The sequence below is a fragment of the Brevundimonas sp. GW821-FHT09G01 genome, assembly GCF_059416065.1.
The window spans coordinates 206,944-223,594 of record NZ_JBWKOL010000005.1; the positions used below are offsets into that span (position 1 = coordinate 206,944).

General features: G+C 72.1%; 15 protein-coding genes. 4 read left to right on the forward strand and 11 right to left on the reverse strand.

Annotated elements, in window-relative coordinates; translation table 11 throughout:
• Window positions 1–72: 72 nt before the first annotated feature.
• Entirely contained in the window at window positions 73–750 is a 678-nt protein-coding gene (locus tag AC07NB_RS11800) for a Fe2+-dependent dioxygenase (protein ID WP_494571123.1), read from the forward strand.
• A 200-nt stretch (window positions 751–950) separates the two neighbouring features.
• Here AC07NB_RS11800 and AC07NB_RS11805 read toward each other — a convergent pair whose 3' ends face one another.
• The 5 genes from AC07NB_RS11805 to AC07NB_RS11825 are packed head-to-tail and all read right to left on the reverse strand — an operon-like array spanning window position 951 to window position 5,418.
• A complete protein-coding gene (locus tag AC07NB_RS11805; RefSeq protein WP_494571124.1) occupies window positions 951–2,324 on the reverse strand; it encodes a sulfite reductase subunit alpha in 1,374 nt (457 codons plus the stop codon).
• Window positions 2,321–3,370 carry an FAD:protein FMN transferase gene (locus AC07NB_RS11810; protein WP_494571125.1) on the reverse strand — a complete coding sequence of 350 codons (1,050 nt, stop codon included), beginning with the start codon at window positions 3,368–3,370 and terminating at the stop codon, window positions 2,321–2,323. The genes AC07NB_RS11805 and AC07NB_RS11810 overlap by 4 nt, the downstream gene beginning before the upstream one ends.
• Window positions 3,371–3,420: 50 nt before the next feature.
• The gene (locus AC07NB_RS11815; RefSeq protein ID WP_291836112.1) at window positions 3,421–4,221 is read right to left on the reverse strand and encodes a DUF4198 domain-containing protein; all 801 of its coding nucleotides are present in this window, start codon (window positions 4,219–4,221) and stop codon (window positions 3,421–3,423) included.
• Window positions 4,222–4,232: 11 nt separating this feature from the next.
• Complete coding sequence (locus AC07NB_RS11820; RefSeq protein WP_291836109.1) at window positions 4,233–4,754, reverse strand: DUF2271 domain-containing protein; 522 nt, start codon at window positions 4,752–4,754, stop codon at window positions 4,233–4,235.
• Window positions 4,755–4,764: 10 nt separating this feature from the next.
• Entirely contained in the window at window positions 4,765–5,418 is a 654-nt protein-coding gene (locus AC07NB_RS11825) for a PepSY-associated TM helix domain-containing protein (protein WP_492312257.1), read from the reverse strand.
• A gap of 162 nt (window positions 5,419–5,580) precedes the next feature.
• Between AC07NB_RS11825 and AC07NB_RS11830 the strand changes: the two genes are divergently transcribed.
• A complete protein-coding gene (locus AC07NB_RS11830) occupies window positions 5,581–6,081 on the forward strand; it encodes a DUF1353 domain-containing protein (RefSeq protein WP_494571126.1) in 501 nt (166 codons plus the stop codon).
• A gap of 4 nt (window positions 6,082–6,085) precedes the next feature.
• Here AC07NB_RS11830 and AC07NB_RS11835 read toward each other — a convergent pair whose 3' ends face one another.
• The 3 genes from AC07NB_RS11835 to AC07NB_RS11845 form a co-directional block, all read right to left on the reverse strand.
• Window positions 6,086–8,107, reverse strand: a complete 2,022-nt coding sequence (locus AC07NB_RS11835; RefSeq protein WP_494571127.1) for a TonB-dependent receptor — start codon at window positions 8,105–8,107, stop codon at window positions 6,086–6,088.
• A 41-nt stretch (window positions 8,108–8,148) separates the two neighbouring features.
• Window positions 8,149–9,759 carry an ATP-binding protein gene (locus tag AC07NB_RS11840; protein WP_494571128.1) on the reverse strand — a complete coding sequence of 537 codons (1,611 nt, stop codon included), beginning with the start codon at window positions 9,757–9,759 and terminating at the stop codon, window positions 8,149–8,151.
• Between the two features lie 94 nt (window positions 9,760–9,853).
• Window positions 9,854–11,260: a UDP-N-acetylmuramate--L-alanine ligase gene (locus AC07NB_RS11845; protein ID WP_494571129.1), complete on the reverse strand. Its 1,407-nt coding sequence runs from the start codon at window positions 11,258–11,260 to the stop codon at window positions 9,854–9,856.
• Between the two features lie 97 nt (window positions 11,261–11,357).
• Here AC07NB_RS11845 and AC07NB_RS11850 point away from each other — a divergent pair, with 97 nt between their 5' ends.
• Both AC07NB_RS11850 and AC07NB_RS11855 read left to right on the forward strand, forming a co-directional pair.
• Window positions 11,358–12,179 carry an LD-carboxypeptidase gene (locus tag AC07NB_RS11850; RefSeq protein ID WP_494571130.1) on the forward strand — a complete coding sequence of 274 codons (822 nt, stop codon included), beginning with the start codon at window positions 11,358–11,360 and terminating at the stop codon, window positions 12,177–12,179.
• Between the two features lie 239 nt (window positions 12,180–12,418).
• A complete protein-coding gene (locus AC07NB_RS11855) occupies window positions 12,419–13,366 on the forward strand; it encodes an aspartyl protease family protein (protein WP_494571131.1) in 948 nt (315 codons plus the stop codon).
• Here the strand turns inward: AC07NB_RS11855 and AC07NB_RS11860 are convergent.
• From AC07NB_RS11860 to ypfJ, 3 genes are read right to left on the reverse strand one after another with little or no spacing between them, the layout of a single operon-like run.
• Window positions 13,363–14,625: a glutamate-5-semialdehyde dehydrogenase gene (locus AC07NB_RS11860; protein ID WP_494571132.1), complete on the reverse strand. Its 1,263-nt coding sequence runs from the start codon at window positions 14,623–14,625 to the stop codon at window positions 13,363–13,365. The genes AC07NB_RS11855 and AC07NB_RS11860 overlap by 4 nt on opposite strands.
• Window positions 14,622–15,755: a glutamate 5-kinase gene (proB, locus tag AC07NB_RS11865; RefSeq protein ID WP_494571133.1), complete on the reverse strand. Its 1,134-nt coding sequence runs from the start codon at window positions 15,753–15,755 to the stop codon at window positions 14,622–14,624. Before proB ends, AC07NB_RS11860 begins: the two co-directional genes overlap by 4 nt.
• A 41-nt stretch (window positions 15,756–15,796) precedes the next feature.
• Window positions 15,797–16,648, reverse strand: a complete 852-nt coding sequence (gene ypfJ / locus AC07NB_RS11870; protein WP_291832247.1) for a KPN_02809 family neutral zinc metallopeptidase — start codon at window positions 16,646–16,648, stop codon at window positions 15,797–15,799.
• Between the last annotated feature and the right edge of the window lie 3 nt (window positions 16,649–16,651).

Genomic DNA, 16,651 nt, shown 5'->3' on the forward strand with positions numbered 1-16,651 from the left:
GTCTTCCCTGATGGCCTGACCCCCCCGGGTCTTTCCGTGTCCGGATCGCCGGCGCGACCAAGGAGGCGGCGCATGCTGCTGCACATTCCAGAGGTGTTCTCCAAGGCGGAGGCGGCCAGCCTGCGCGCGACGCTGGACGCCGGGCCGTGGGCCGACGGCAATGTCACCTCCGGCCATCAGTCGGCGACCGCCAAGGTCAACCGCCAGCTTCCCGAGGACTCGCCCCAGGCGCGCGAGGTCGGGGCGCTGGTGCTGCAGGCGCTGAACGCTAATCCGATGTTCGTGTCGGCCGCCCTGCCGCACACGATCTTTCCGCCGCTGTTCAACCGCTATGAGGGCGGCGAGCATTTCGGCGTCCATGTCGACAACGCCATCCGCCAGCGCGGCGGCCTGCGCATCCGCAGCGACCTGTCCTGCACCCTCTTCCTATCCGAGCCCGACGAATACGAAGGCGGCGAGCTGATCATCGAGGAGATGTACGGGCCGCAGTCGGTGAAGCTGTCGGCGGGGGACCTGGTCCTGTATCCGTCCAAGAGCCTGCACCGGGTCACGCCGGTGACGCGTGGGGCGCGGGTGGCCAGCTTCTTCTGGCTGCAGAGCCTGATCCGCGACGACGCCGACCGCGAGACCCTGTTCCGGATGGATGTGGCCATCCAGCGGGTCAACGCCGAGAAGGGTCCGAAGGACCCCGCCGTACTGGAGCTGACGGCGGTCTATCACAACCTGCTGCGGCGGTGGGCGGAGGTCTGAGGGCCGGCTCGGGGCCTTCGGCGGGGCGCTCAGTCGGTGGGGCCGGAGCGTGGGAAGTGATTAGTGGTTAGTGATTAGTGGGTGGCTGACCCGACGGCCTGAGTCAGAACCACCACCGCTCGTGACGCCGCGAACCACTAATCACTAACCACTAATCACTTGCTGGGCGCGCCGCCCGCCACAGGAGCTGGGTCAAGCCGTCAGTAAACGTCCCGCCGGTACCGCCCGGTCTCGGTCAGATCGCGCAGGGCTTCGACGCCGACCACGGCTTCCAGCGCCTCGTGCACGCCCTTGGACATGCCTTCCAGGCTGCCGCAGACCATGAGGGTCGCGCCGCGCGAGAGCCAGTCGCGCAGGGTCTCCGCCTGCTCCGCCACGACCGCCTGCACATAGCGGCCCCCCTCGCCATTTGGGCCGGCGTCGCGCGAGAAGACGCGGTCCAGCCGGGTCAGCAGGCCCGAGGCCTGCATCGCCTGAAGCTCGTCATCCAGGAAGGCGTCGTGGGCGCGGGTGCGCTCGCCGAACATCAGCCAGGCGCCGCCGTGGGCCTGACCCTCGCGGGCCTTCAGGTGGGCGCGCAGCCCGGCCAGGCCGGTGCCGTTGCCGATCAGGATCAGGGGCGTGGCGGCGTCGGGGCCGTGGAAGCTGCGGTTGGTGCGGATGCGCATGCCGACCTCGGCGCCGGGGGCGAGGTCGCGGGTCAGCCAGCCGGAGGCGAGGCCGGGCGTGCCGTCCGGGCGAGTCATCCGGCGGACGATGAACTCGGCGCGACCGGTCGAGGCCAGGGAGGCGACGGAGTATTCGCGGCTGCCCTGGGCCGGGTCGGGCAGGCCGATCTCGGCGATATCGCCCGCGGCCCATGACGGCACGTGATCGATCGGCTCGAAGGCCAGCAGGTGCGCCTCGCCGCCGGGACTGCCGGGGTTGAGCAGGCGGCGCCCGGCCAGACGCCAGCGGTCGTAGGCGGGCGGGGTCCAGTCGGCCTGGACGGCCTGGCCGGTGATCAGGCCCAGCTGGTGCTGCCAGTGGCGGATCGCGCCGGTGTCGCCGCCGTCGACCTCGACATGGTCGAACAGGGGCGCGGCGCCCGAACGGCGCAGCCAGCCGTCCAGCGCCCGGCCGAAACCGCAGTAGTCGGCGTAGGTGCGGTCGCCCAGCGCCAGCAGGCCGTAGGACAGGCCCTGGAGGTCGGCGGGGGCCTTCATCACCTGACGCACGAACCACGACATGCTGTCGGGGGGATCGCCCTCGCCGGTGGTGGAGGCGACAACCAGCAGGCGGCCGGCGGCCTTCAGCTCGTCGGGCTCGAGATCGCCGAGCAGGGCGACGCGGGCCGGGGTTCCGGCGTCGGACAGGCTCTTGGCCGTCATCCACGCCAGCTCCTCGGCGAGGCCGGTCTGGCTGGCGAAGGCGACGAGGACGGCGTCCGCGCCCGCCGGCGGCGCCAGCGCGGCGGCCTTGCGGGCGGCGGCGCGTTTGGCCAGCGCCCGGCTGACGATGACCCAGAGGACGCTCAGCAGCCACAGGCCGACGGCCACGGCGGCCCATGTCAGACGCCCGGGATCGGTGGTCACGCGCCCTCGTCCAACATGGCGGCGAAGGCGGGGGTGACGATCTCCGTGACGCCGTCGTAGCCGCGCACGACGAAGGCGGCGGCGATCTTCATGGCGGTGGCGAAGGCGGGGCCTTCCGTCGGCCCCATGACGGTGAGGGCCGTGGCCATGGCGTCGGCGTACATCGCCGTTTCGGCCAGGACGGTGACGGAGGCGACGCCGTTGTCGACCGGCTGGCCGGTGCGGCCGTCGATGGTGTGGCTGTAGACCCGGCCGTAGGATTCGAAGCTGCGGATCCAGTCGCCGGAGGTGGCGACGGCGAGATCGAAAAGGGCCGCGACGGTGCGCGGGCCGGGGGCGTCCGGCCCCTGCTGCAGCTCGACCCACCAGGGATGGCCGTCCGGCTTGACGCCCCGGCCACGCAGTTCGCCGCCGATCTCGACCAGGTGGTGGGCGGCGCCCAGCTCGGCCAGGCGGTCGGAGACGCGGTCGACGGCGTGGCCCTTGGCGATGCCGGACAGGTCCAGCTTCAGGCCGCCGATCTGCTGCACGGCGCGGCGGTCGCGGTTCAGGCGCAGGCGGCCCCAGCCGGACAGGGCCAGGGCGGCGGCGATGTCTTCCTCGTACGGCGTGGTCGGACCGGTGCCGAAGGCGTTCAGCGGGCGGGGGCCGGGCGGGCCGAAGCCCCACAGATTGACCAGGGCGCCCAGCGTCGGATCGACCGCGCCGTCGGTGTCGTCGGCGATGTCCATGGCCTGGTTGAGCAGCAGCCAGAAGGGCTCGGACACCGCCCAGAAGCCTTCGGGCGCGGCGTTGAACCGGGCCAGTTCGGAGCGCGGGTCCCAGTGGCTGAACAGGCTGACGATGCGGGCCAGTTCGGCGTCGATGGCGGACTGGAAGGTCGCCCGCTCGGCGCCCTCGGGCGGAACCAGGCGGACGGACCAGTCGGCGCCCATGCTCGTGCCCGCGAAGTCCCAGATCAGCGTCGAGGGTGGACGGGCCGGCGTCTGGCCGTGGGTCGGGATGAGGACCCGGTTGTCCGGGCGCGGCGCAGCGTCGCCGCCCACGATGACCGTGGGCGGCGCGCTTTTGCTGGAGAGAGGGCCTCCGAGCCGGGTCAGGGCAGGACTTCCACGACGCCGTTGTACTGGGCGTTGTACGCCAGCTGCTGGCCCTGGGCGGGGATGCGGACCGAGGCGTTGACCCAGTACATGCCCGGCTCGGGCCAGGTGACGGTGAACGCGCCGTCGGCGCCGGTGCGGACGGTGATCTCTTCCGGATTGTCGCGGTAGCGGGTGCCGCCGCGGGCGATGGTGACTTCCAGGTCGGCGGCCGGCTGGCCGTCGCGCACCAGCTTGAAGGTCGCGGCCTCGCCGGCGACCAGGTCGTTCGGATGGGTCACCGGGACCAGTTCGATGCCCTGGCCGGTCGGGGCCAGCGCCGTGGTCGAGGTCGCGCCGAGGGTGACGAAGGTCTCGATGCGGCTGTTGTTGCGGGTGGCGACGACGTCGGTGGCGTCGGCCGGGATGTTGGCGGCCATTTCAGCCTCGGTCCCGCGCCAGCGCTTCTGCTCGCCGCCCTGCTTGTAGCTGACGATGACGCCGCCCATGACGTTGGCGACGCGGTAGGTGCCCTGCTGGGTCAGGTGCAGGTCGAAGGTCGAGCGGTAGCGGGCGCGGCCCATGTTCTCGGGCGCGACGGTCGAACCGTCCGGCGCGGTGATCACCAGGCCGGCGAGGTTCATGGCGGCGTGGTCGGGGATGAAGACGCCGTTGGACATGCCGGCGTCGAAGCCGACCCAGGCATCGGTTCCCGACAGGCTGGTCGAGGTCGGGGCCAGCCAGGCGCGGTGGGCCTGGGCGGACATCGGCAGGGCGAGGGCGGCGAGGGCCGCGATGATGGCGATGGACTTCTTCATGGCGGCTTCCTTTAGCGGGTGACGGCGACGCTGACGGCGCCCAGTTCGGTGCGCCCGGTTCCCTGGGCGGTGTTGGCGCGGCCCCAGACGAAGGGCACGCGGACGACTTCACGGCCGCCCAGTTCGCGGGCCGCCTCGACGACCACGGAATAGTTGCCGGCGGGCAGGTCCCGCAGGCGGGCGGCGGGGATGCTGACGGTGTGACGGCCCGGAGCCTTGGTGGCGCTGGAGACGCCGTCGGCCGGCAGGGTCATGCCGCGCCCCAGACCGCGCCACCAGGTGCGCATGTCCTTGAGCCAGTCCTTGCCTTCGGCGACGTTGGAGACCTCGTACCAGACGGCCAGGGTGCGCACCGGCGTGGCGGCGGCTTGCCCGGCGCCCGCGCGCTCGATCCACAGCGCGACATAGGGGCGGTGATAGGCGGCGCCGGTCTGCTGCGGCACGGTCACCGTGACGTTCAGGTCGGCGGCCATCGCCGGGGCGGCGAAGGTCCCGAGGGCGGCGGCGGAGGCGGCGAGGGTCAGGGGACGCATGTCGGACTCGTCAGTGAATGAAGATCAGGGCGATGATGACGGGGATCAGCAGACCCAGACCCAGAAGGGGCCAGGTCGAGGGGCGCTGCTTGGCGTGCATCCAGGTCAGGGCGAAGCCGGTGACGGCGAAGACGATGCAGGCGGCGGCGAAGACGTCGATGAACCAGAACCACACCTTGCCGGTGTTGCGGCCCTTGTGGAGGTCGTTGAGGTAGGCGATCGGGCCGCGGGTGGTGCGCTCGCGCGCGGCCTCGCCGGTGGCGCGGTCGATGGTCAGCCAGCCGTCGCCGCCGGGCTCGGTCAGGGCGATGTAGACCTCTTCCGGGGTTGTCTCGGTGGGACGGCCCGCGATGGAGACCTTGAAGTGGTCCGAGGCCCAGCGGGCGACATAGTCGGGGGCGGGATCGGTGGTCTCCTGCGGGAAGGTCGACAACCGCTCCAGCAGGGGGGCGGGCAGGGTCCCGGCGGTCTCGACGGTGGAGACCTGACCGGGGATCGAGGCCGCGTGATTCAAGGTGATGCCTGTGACGGCGAACAGCATCAGCCCGATCAGGCTGACGGCCGCCGAGATCCAGTGCCACTGATGCAATTGCTTCAGCCAGAACGACCTTGCGGCGTTCAGGGCCTTCTTCGGCTTCGGAGCTGTCGCGGCGGCGTCGGTCACGCCCCGGCTTGTGCCGAAGTTGAGAACCGTTTGCAAGATGGCGCGCGTGCGACCTTTGGGAGCGCTTTCCGAGAGGCGAGGAGCATCGATCTCCATCAGTGGTTGATCTTGCCGCTGCTTTGGATTGAATCGGGGCGACGGGGACGGATGCGGGAGGCGGCCTTGACCTATTGGACAGATCGTTTCGGCGGGAAGCTGGTGCTGGTCCTGCTCGACAACAAATTCAGTCCGTCGATCAAGAAGGGGCGCAGCCTGTGGGGGCTCCAGCGCGATCTGACGTACAGGACCGGGGACGGAGACGACCTGATCACCGTGCCCGCCGGCTTCGTGACCGACCTGACCTCCATACCGCGCTGGGGCTGGATTCTGCTGCCGCCCGACGGCCCCTGGGTGAAGGCGGCGATCGTCCACGACTTCCTCTACGCCACCTCGGGCACGGGACAGTGGAAGCGTCGCCAGGACGGGCGGACCCGCGCCGAACCCTACGACCGGGCCGAGGCCGACGGCGTCTTCAGGGAGGCGCTGGAGAACCGCGGCGTCGATCCCGTGCGCCGCTTCATCATCTGGGCCGCCGTCCGGGTGGGCGGAGCCAAGGGGTGGGGAACGGACGATTCGCGCCAGCCGGTCTCGGCGGCCGACGAAGCCTTCGTCCTGGACCGATAACGGCTCAGCGCGTGAACCGCACGCCCGCAGCCAGGGTGCGGGGCGGGGCGAAGCCGGCGACGCCGGTTCCGGTCTCGGACACCTCGATCTCCGCATCGAACAGATTGGAGGCCGCGACCCACAGGACGGCGGCGTCGGTCAGGCTCCAGTCGGCGCGCAGATCGACGGTTCCGCCGGCGTCCAGCACCCGGCTGTTGAGGTCGTCCTCGAAACGGTCGCTCTCCCAGCGCAGGTCGGCGGCGAGGGTCAGGCGGTCCGTGGCCCGCCAGTCCGCCCCGGCGACGGCGCTGAAGCGCGGGGCCTGGGCGGGGCGAAGGCCGGTCAGCTGGGCCGCGGCGGACCCGCCGTCCACCTCGGCGTCGGTCAGCGACAGGGCGGCGCGCAGACTGAGGGCGTCGGTCAGGGTCAGGCGGCCGTCCAGCTCGATCCCCGTCGCCTCGATGGTCCCGGCGTTCTGGCGCTGGCGCAGGACGCCGCCCGCCGGAACGAAGCCGGCGCGCGGGAAGGTGGCCGGGCCGGTCCCGATGGTGACGTTGACGATGGCCTGATCCAGCTGGGTCCAGAAGGCGGTGGCGGTCAGGGAGGCCCGGGCGCCGGACCAGCTCCAGCCCGCCTCGACGCCACTGAGGGTCTCGGGCTTAAGGGCGGCGTTGGCTTCGGTCAGGTCGTTGCCGACCCGGAAGGGACGGTGCAGCTCGTTCAGGGTGGCGGGGCGGAAGCCGGTGTAGGCGGCGGCGCGCAGGGCCTGACCGCCACCGATGTCGCGTCGGACCCCGAGGCGGGCGCTGACCACCTCGCCCGAGCGGTCGGGGTCGGTCTCGTCCAGGGTCGGCAGGCCGGTGGCGAGGTCGCGCTCGAGGCGATGGCCGTCGGCGCTCTCCCAGCGGTCGGCGCGCAGGCCGCCGGCGACCAGCCAGGGGCCGTGGGTCCAGGAGCCCTCGGCGTAGAGGCCCATCACCGAGGTTTCGCCGCCGGCAATCCGGTCGCGGGTGAACTGGCCGCCCATGTAGCGGAAGCGCTCGTGGGTCTCGCCCTCGGTGAAGCGGGCGTCGGCGCCCAGCTCCCATTCGACACGGGCGACGCCGCTGAGCGTGACATGGCGCAGGGCGGCGTTGACGCCCCATCCGGTCGCCGGGGTTTCGTACTGGTCGTTGGCGGGGGCGGTGGTCGCGCGGTCGGCGGCGACGGCGACCGAGGTGTTGGCCAGGTCGCTCTCGCGGCGCCAGGCCTGCAGCCGCCAGCCGGGACGGTCGGCGGAGGGCTGGACGGCGGCGGTGGCGGACAGGGCGTTTCCGCTGGCGGTCGAACGGGCCCCCGCGAGGCCGGAGCCGCGATCCTCCTCGAAGGCGGAGGCGCGCAGGGAGACGACAGCCGGACCGACGGGGAGGTCGGCGCGCACCGCGCCGCTGCGGACCTCCAGATCCAGGGGCGTGTCGGCGGCGCCCGCGGCCGCGCCGCGCACCGGGACGTAGCCGTCGCTGGTCTCGTAGAGGCCTGAAGCGACGATCCGCGCGGCGCCGACATTCGTCGCGCCCGAGGCCGACAGGCGCGCGCCGCCGCGTTCGGCTACGGAGGCGTCGACGGTCCAGCCCATGTCGCGCTCGCGCAGCTGGATGACCCCGGTCAGGGCCCCCGCGCCGTAGGGACCGGCGCCGGCGCCGCGCACGATGTCGAGCCCGGCGAGGCTTTCGGTCGGGACCTGGGACCAGATCACCCAGCCGCCGAAGGGGTCGTTCAGCGGCGCGCCGTCCAGGGTCACCAGCGTCCGGCCCGCGCCAGAGGGAGCGATGGCGCGCAGGCTGATGCCCTGGGTGGTCGGATTGGCCGCGAGGCTGGAGGTGCGGCGGAACAGGGAGACGGCGGGAACGGAGGCCAGGGCCTCGTCCAGCCGCTGCTCGGCGCGCAGGTCGCGGTCGTCCAGGCGGATGACGGCGAAGGCTGCCTCGCCCGCCGCCGGGGGCAGGCGCGCCCCGGTGACGACGACTTCGGGCAGGTCGGTGGGCGGGGGCGGGGGAATCTGCAGCATGAAGCGCTACAATACGCCGGCAGCGTCGGGGTTGCGCCCCCTCAGGCCGCGACAGCTGCTTCCGCCGTGGGTGTGGCCGACATCACGCGGCGGATGGCGTTGAGCAGGACGTCCGGCTGGATCGGCTTCTGCGCCACCCCGTCCATGCCGGCGGCCAGATAGTCGGCCTCGTCGCGGGGATCGGCGTTGGCGGTCAGGGCGAGGATGGGCAGGCCCGAGACCGGACCGGGCAGGGCGCGAATGGCGCGGGTGGCCTGGACCCCGTCCATCACCGGCATCTTCACGTCCATCAGGACCAGGTCGAAACGGGCGACCTGGACCCGCTCCACCGCCTCGCGTCCGTTCTCTGCGGTCTCGGAGGTGCAGCCGAACAGCTCCAGCACCTTGCCCGCGACGAAGCGGTTGGTGGCGTTGTCGTCCACCACCAGCACATGCAGGGTCTCGTGCGGCGTCGGCGGGAGGGGGCTGTCCTGCGCCGTCGCGACCTCGGCGGAGGCCAGCGGCAGCCGCAGGTCGAAGGTGAAGCGGGCTCCGCCACACGGCGACCGCTCCACGGCGATCCGGCCCTCCATGCGCTCGACGATCTGGCGGCAGATGGCCAGGCCCAATCCGGCCCCGGCGCCCGCGCGGCCCGCGCGGCCTGTGTTGAAGGGGTCGAAGATGGAGGCGGCGGCGTCCTCGGTCACGCCCGGGCCGCTGTCGTCGACGGTGACGACCATGTGGGCGTCGCCGCCCTCGGGCGCCGCGGCGATCCGGACGGCGACCTGGCCCGCGGGGGTGAATTTGATCGCATTGCCGATCAGGTTGTTGAGCAGCTGCTTGAGGCGCACCTCGTCCGCGACGACGTGGCCGGCGTCCGGGGCGTCGCAGGTCACGGTCAGGGCCAGCGCCTTCTCTTCCGCGCGCGGGCCCCACAGGGCGGTCAGGTCCCGGGCCACGGCCTCCAGCGACACCGCCCCGGTTTCGAAGGTCATCAGCCCGGCCTCGGCGCGGGACATGTCCAGGGCGTCGGTCAGCAGGCGCAGCAGGCTCTGGCCAGAATCGAGGATGGTGCGGACGTAGGGCCGCATGGCCTCCTGCGTCAGCTCGCGCTCCATCAGGGCGGCGACGCCGAGGACCCCGTTCAGCGGGGTGCGGATCTCGTGGCTCATGACCGCGAGGAATTCGGACTTGGCGCGGCTGGAGGTGCGGGCCTCCTGCTCGGCGCGAGCCAGATCGCGGGCCAGGACGCTCATGGCCTGGGCGCGCTTGCGGTGGATGGCGCTGCCGGCCTGGAGCAGGTGGACCCCGGCGCCGACGCCGCTGTAGCGCCCCTTGGTCACGACCACGAAGCCGTTCAGCAGCGCGCCCAGGTTGGCGGCGTCGATCGACTCGAACAGGGTCTCGGCGTCCGCGTCGGCGTCGAGCACCCGGGGGGCCGGGTCCATGAAGCTGGAGGCCGGGCGGCGGGCGTAGAGGGCGCGGCCGAACTCGGCGGCCATGCGCAGGGTGAAGGCGTTGCGCTCGACCAGCCCGACCGGGCGCTGTTCCGCATCGACGACGGCGATGGCCAGGGTGTCGGGTTCGCGCTCGAAACGCTCGAAGACATGAGCGCCCGGAGTCTCCGGAGAGATCGGCTCGGCGCCGCTGGCGAAGTCTCCGATTCTGGCCATGCACGCATACTCCCGATGTCCGGGAGTCCGATACGGGCCGCCACTTAATACGAGCTTTGCCGTACGTGAATGTTTCGAGATATTCTCTTGAAAATCAGTCCGTAAGCGGAGCTTGGAAGCGCTTCAGCAGATCGGCGGCGAAGACCGACAGGGTGTCGTCGCGGGCGCCCATGACGATCACCCGGTCGCCGGGCCGGGCCAGGTCGACGATGCGGTCGCCGCAGGCGTCGCGGGTGGGCAGGGCCTCAGCCTTGCGGCCGGCGGCGCGGACGCCCGAGGCGATGTCCTCGCTATTCACGGACCTGTCGGTGGTGCCGCCGTAGTAGACGGGCTCGGGCATCAGCAGGACGTCGTCCTCGCGCATCAGGCCGGCGAAGCCGTCGATGAACTCAGACTTCATCAGCTTCAGCGGGCCGAAGCCGTGCGGCTGGAACAGGATCAGCAGGCGGCCGTCGAAGGCGTGCAGCGTCTTCAGGGTGGCGGCGATCTTGTCCGGGTTGTGGGCGAAGTCGTCGATGACGGTGACGCCGTTCGCGGTCCCGACCACCTCCATGCGGCGGCGGATGCCGGAGAAGGTTTCGAGCGCGGCGGTTGCCTGATCCAGCGGCACTCCCAGCGCGCGGACGGCGCCGAGGGCGGCCAGGGCGTTGGCGACATTGTGGGCGCCGGGGACGTTCAGGGTGACCGGATGTCTGGCTCCGCCCTGCTCGGTCAGGGTGAAGCGCATGCCCGTCGGCCGGGGCTCCAGGTCATGAGCGTTCAGGGTCGCGCTCTCTTCCCCCAGCGCGAAGGTGACGACCTTCTCCGGCGGCAGGGTCTGGGCCAGGGCGGCGGTCTCGGGATTGTCGAGGTTCAGCACGGCGGTGGCGGCGCGGGCGGTGAAGCCGCCGAACAGCTCGCGCAGCTCCTCCATCGACTTGTGGTCCAGCGAGATGTTGGAGACCACCGCGACGGTCGGGTCGTAGCGGGCGATGGAGCCGTCTGACTCATCCACCTCGGACACGAACAGGTCCGGGCCGCCGACCAGGGCGCTGGCGAAAGGATGGTCGGCGTCGGCGAAATTCTTCATCACCGCGCCGTTCATGACGGTCGGCGCGCGCCCGGCTTCGTGCAGGATCCAGGCGATCATGCCGGTGATGGTCGACTTGCCGCTGGTGCCCGCCACGCCGATCGAGGTCGGGGCGGCGTTGAACAGTTCGCTGAGCAGTTCGGGCCGGGTCTTGATGGTCGCGCCGGCGGCCCTGGCGGCGCCGATGTCCGGGACGGTGTCCTCGATCGCGCCGGTGGCGACGACGATCTGGTCCGCGCGGGTGACGCCCGAGCCGTCCTGGGGGTGCAGGGTCACGCCGTGCGCTTCCAGCCAGGCGAACTTGTCCGGCGTGCGGCCCTGGTCGCGCGAGCGGTCCGAGCCCTCGATCCGGTTCCCGCGCGCCTGCACGATCATCGCCAGCGGCAGCATCCCCGAGCCGCCGATCCCGCAGAAGAAATAGTCGTTCGCCATGAAGGCTGAGTAGAGGGCGAAAGCGGAGAGGGGAAGGGATTGGTTCGCGGGCGCGGCGCGGACTATGAAGGAGGTCGCACAGTCCGGGGATCGCGTCTTGAAGATCGGCATCGTCAACGCCAGCTCGCGCTTCTCCAAGGAACGCGGCGAGGCCATTCAGGCGTGGTTCGCGGCCAATGTGCCGGAGGACTCGATCAAGGTCGTCTTCCATCCGGCGACCTTCCAGAAGCACGGCCATTTCGGCGGCGACGACGCGACGCGCGCCAACGCCTTCGTCGAGTTCGCCAACGATCCGCGGCTGGACGCCGTCTGGTTCGCGCGCGGCGGCTACGGCTCGTGCCGGATCGCGGAGGCGGTGCTGCCGCGCCTGACGGACGAGGCGCGCAAGAAGCGGTATCTGGGCTATTCCGACGCTGGCAGCCTGCTGGCCATCCTCTACAAGGCGGGCTTCCCGCATCTGGCGCACGGGCCGATGGCCTCGGACGCGGTGCGCCATGACGACACCGCCTGGCGGGCGCTGAATTGGCTGAAGAGCGGGGCCTCGTCGTCGTGGGAGCCGTCGCTGCGCACGGATTCCCGCCCGGCGGTCGCCTTCAACCTGAGTATCCTGGACGCCCTGGTCGGCACGGCGCTGGAGCCGGACCTGACCGGCCATGTGCTGATGCTGGAGGACGTGTCCGAGCCGCTGTACCGGATCGACCGGATGATGTTCCACCTGACCGGCCAGGCCTCGATCCGGCGCGTGGCGGGCATCCGGCTGGGCCGGGTGTCGGAGGTCGTGGAGAACGACCCGGACTTCGGCCTGACCGCCGAGGAGATCACCCGCTACTGGTGCCAGCGCTCGGGCATTCCCTATCTGGGCGCCGCCGACATCGGCCACGACGGGGCGAACAAGGTGGTGCCGTTCGGACACCGTTAGGACACATTTTGCTCGCGTCGGCGGCGAAGAGGATGGACAGCGGTGTCAGTCCTGGGCCATTAACGCGCCGGTAACCCTGAGGTCTTGGATCCGGGGTTCGCGGGGGTACGGGGGATGCCGGCCTCGCAGGCGGGCCGGTCGGCGTCGGGGGGCGCCGGCCGGTTCGTCGTTTCAGGACACGATCAGCGCGGCGTCACGCCGCTGGCGCCGGCCGCCCGCACGGGCCATCTTGGGCTCCGATGAACCGCCGCACCCTTCTGATCCGCGCCGCCGGGCTGCTCGCTGTCGCCGGCGGAGCATGGTGGGCGCGCGATCACCTGCTGTGGCCCAAGCCGCGCCTGACCTTCGGGCCGGAGGGGGCGACGCCCTGGCTGCCCTATGCGCGGCGCTCACCCACGCCGACGGTGCGGATCGAGGTGGGCGGCCGCACGGTGCTGGCCCTGATCGACACCGGCGCCCAGTATTCCGTCATCGACCGCGCCCTGTTCGACGCCCTGCCCAGCGAGGGCCGCTCGCTGTTCGACATGCCGCTGGTGGCCTATGGCGTCGGCGGCGGGGCGCAGGTGGGGCGCGGGACCTCGCTGGACCTGACCCTGCCGGGGCTGTCGATCAAGGGGCTGCGAGCGGCGATCCTGAACCTGGGGCCGCTGGCCTCGGAGGAGGGCCTGCGGACGCCGCTGATCCTCGGGCAGGACGTGCTGGGCGAGGCGGTGCTGGCGCTGGATCCGGCGCGCCGGTACGCGCGGCTGGTGCGCCGCGAGGCCTTCGTCCGTCCGCCTGACCTGATCGAGGCGGCGGTGCGGCGGCAGGGGACGGCCCTGGTCGCCGAGCTGACGGTCGAAGGGGCCGCCGTGAGCGCCGTGGTGGACACCGGCGCCTCGTCCCTGCTGGGGCTGAGCCGCGAGGCCGCGCACACGGCGGGACTGCTGGACGGGCGGCCCCAGCGCGAGGGGGGCAGCCTGGTGCTGGGCGGCTCGATGCGCTCGACCATCGTGGAGGCGCGGACGGTGACCTTCGCCGACCAGCTGTATCACCGCGTGGACGTGGGCGTGTTCGACCAGCCGCCGCTGCCCAACTTCCCGGGCGGCCTGGTGGGAATGGAGGCGTTCAGGGACCGGCGCGTGGCGCTGGACCTGGGCAAGGGCACGCTGCACCTGTCGCGGGCGCTGGACCTGACGGTGGGTTAGGGGCGGGTCTGGCCCGTGCCGCGGACCACGTATTTGTAGCTGGTCAGCTGTTCCGCCCCGACCGGGCCGCGAGCGTGCAGGCGCGAGGTGGAGATGCCGATCTCGCCGCCGAAGCCGAACTCGCCGCCGTCCGCGAACTGGGTGGAAGCGTTCCACATGACGATGGCGCTGTCGACGGCGTTCAGGAAGGCGGCGGCGGCCTGGGCGTCCTCCGTCACGATGGCCTCGGTGTGGCCCGAGCCGTAGCGGCGGATATGGTCCACCGCCTGATCGAGATCGTCGACCACGCGCACGGCGAGGACGGGGGCCAGGTATTCGGTGGTCCAGTCGCCTTCGTTCGCCGCCGCGATGGTGGGGACCAGCGCCCGGCTGTCGGCGTCGCCGCGCAGGCTGCAGCCGGCGGCTTCGAGCGCGCTGGCCAGTCGAGGCAGCAGGGCCGAAGCGCAGGCGCGGTCGATCAGCAGGGTTTCGGTGGCGCCGCAGACCGAGACGCGGCGCATCTTGGCGTTCAGGACGATCCGCTCGGCCATGCCCGGATCGGCGGCGGCGTGGACATAGGTGTGGCACAGGCCCTCGAGGTGGCCGAGCACCGGCACGCGCGCCTCGGCCTGCACCCGCGCGACCAGGCTCTTGCCGCCGCGCGGGATCAGCAGGTCGACGGTTCCCTCGAGCCCGGTCAGCAGGGCGCCGACGGCGGCGCGGTCAGGCGTGTCGACCAGCTGGACCGCGTCGGCGGGCAGGCCGGCGGCCTGAAGCCCCTCGACCATCGCGGCGTGGATGGCCAGCGACGACGACAGGCAGTCCGAGCCGCAGCGCAACAGGGCGACATTGCCGGAGCGCAGGCACAGGGCGGCGGCGTCCGCCGTCACATTGGGGCGACTCTCATAGATGATGGCCAGCACGCCGATGGGGGTGGAGACGCGGGCGATGTCCAGGCCGTTGGGCCGGGTCCAGCGGGCGGTCTCGCGGCCCAGCGGATCCGGCAGGCCTGCGACCTCCGCTACGGCGTCGGCGATGGCGGCGATGCGGGCGGGACTGAGCGCCAGCCGGTCGATCAGGGCCTCGGACAGGCCGTTGCCGCGGGCGCGGGCGATGTCCTCGGCGTTGGCGGCCAGGATGGCGTCCGAGCGGGCGCGCAGGGCGGCGGCGGCGGCGAGGAGCGCGCGGGTGCGGACCTCGGGCGGGGCCATGCGGATCGTCTCGGCGGCGGCCCGGGCGCGGCGGCCGCGCTGAAGCATCTGTTCGGCGATGGCGGTCATGCGTCGCCCTCCAGCACCAGGTCGTCGCGGTGGATGGCGACCTGAGGCCCCCTGTAGCCGACCAGTCCCTCGATCTCGCCGGTCTGGCGGCCCTGGATCAGGATCATCTCCTCGGCGGAGAAGGCGGCGAGGCCGACAGCGGCGGACCGGCCGTCGGGGGTGACGACGCGGACGCTGTCGCCCCGGTCGAAGCGGCCCTCGACGGCGCGGACGCCCGAGGGCAGCAGGCTCTTGCCGGCGCGGAGCGCGGCCACGGCGCCGTCGTCGACGACCAGCCGTCCGGCCGGATCGACGCTGCCCGCGATCCACGACTTCCACGCCGCCATCGGACCGGCGGGGGCGGGGATCAGGGTGGCCTTCGCGCCGTCCAGGACGGCGGCCAGCGGACGCTCGGTCAGGCCCGAGGCGATGACGGTGGCGCAGCCCGCCGAGCGGGCGATGCGGGCGGCCTCCAGCTTGGTGCGCATGCCGCCCGTGCCGACCGAGGCGGAGGCGTTGGCCTCGCCCGCCATGGCCATGACCTCGGGCGTCAGGGTCTCGACCAGCGGCAGGTGGGCGGCGTTCGGATTGGACCTGGGGTCGGCGTCGTAAAGGCCGTCGATGTCGCTGAGCAGGACCAGCAGGTCGGCGCGCGCCAGCTGGGCCGTGCGGGCGGCCAGGCGGTCGTTGTCGCCGTAGCGGATCTCCTCGGTGGCGACGGTGTCGTTCTCATTGACCACAGGGACGGCCTTGAGCCGCAGCAGGGCGTCCAGGGTCGAGCGGGCGTTGAGCCAGCGACGGCGGCGCTCGGTGTCGTCGCGGGTCAGCAGGACCTGGGCCGGGGTCAGGCCGTGGGGCGACAGGGCCGTCTCCCACGCCTGCATCAGCAGGGACTGGCCGGCGGCGGCGGCGGCCTGTTTCTCATCCAGCCGGGCGGACTTGGACAGGCCGAGACGCCCGCGTCCCAGCGCGACGGCGCCGGAGGAGACCACGACCACCTCCACGCCCCGGGCGCGCAGGTCGGCGATCTCCTGCCCCAGCGCGGCCAGGCGCGGGCCGTTCGGCCGCCCGTCCGCGATCAGCAGGGCGGAGCCGACCTTGAGGACAAGGCGGCGCGAGGCGGCGAGGGCGGAGGCGGCGGAGGAGGACACGGATCGACCTTGCCGCGCCGTGTGCGCCGCAACAAGACGTTCTAGAGGTTGCTGAACGTGTCGCAGACCGCCGGATCGCCGCTGTCATAGCCGCGCCGCAGCCAGGCCATGCGGTCGGCGGACGAGCCGTGGGTGAAGCTGTCGGGCGAGACCCGGCCGCCCGAGCGGCGTTGCAGGGTGTCGTCGCCGATGGCCGAGGCGGTCTTCAGACCCTCTTCCATATCTCCGGCGGTCAGGGCGACCTGGCCGTTGGAGACCGCCGAGGCGTTGGCGGCCCAGACGCCGGCGTAGCAGTCGGCCTGGAGCTCCAGCGCGACAGAATAGCGGTTGGCCTCGGCCTCACCCGAGGCGCGCTGCTGGGCCCGCCGCACCTGATCCGAGGCGCCGGTCAGGGTCTGGACGTGGTGGCCGTATTCGTGGGCGATCACATAGGCGCGGGCGAAGTCGGCGCCCGAGGCCCCCAGCTGGGTCTCCATTTCCTGCCAGAAGCCGAGATCCAGATACACGCGGCGGTCGGTGGGGCAGTAGAAGGGGCCCATGGCCGACTGGCCCATGCCGCAGCCGGTCTGGGTGCCCTGTTCGTACAAGACCACGGTCGGCGGCTGATAGCCCTGCAGCTTGGTGCGCCAGACGTCGTCGATATTGGCGCCGATCACATCGACGAACTGGCCGGCCTGATCCTGCGGTGTGCCCGCCTTGCCTTCCTGCTGTTCAGCGCCGACGCCACCCAGCTGGCTGGTGATCTGCTGGGTGGTCGAGGGATCGATCCCGAACACGAAATAGCCGATGGCCGCCAGAACCAGGGCGCCGACGCCCCCGCCGGCCAATCCCACCGGGCCCATGCCGCGCCGGTCCTCGATATTGCCGCCGCGGCGGCCGCCTTCCCAACGCATGAC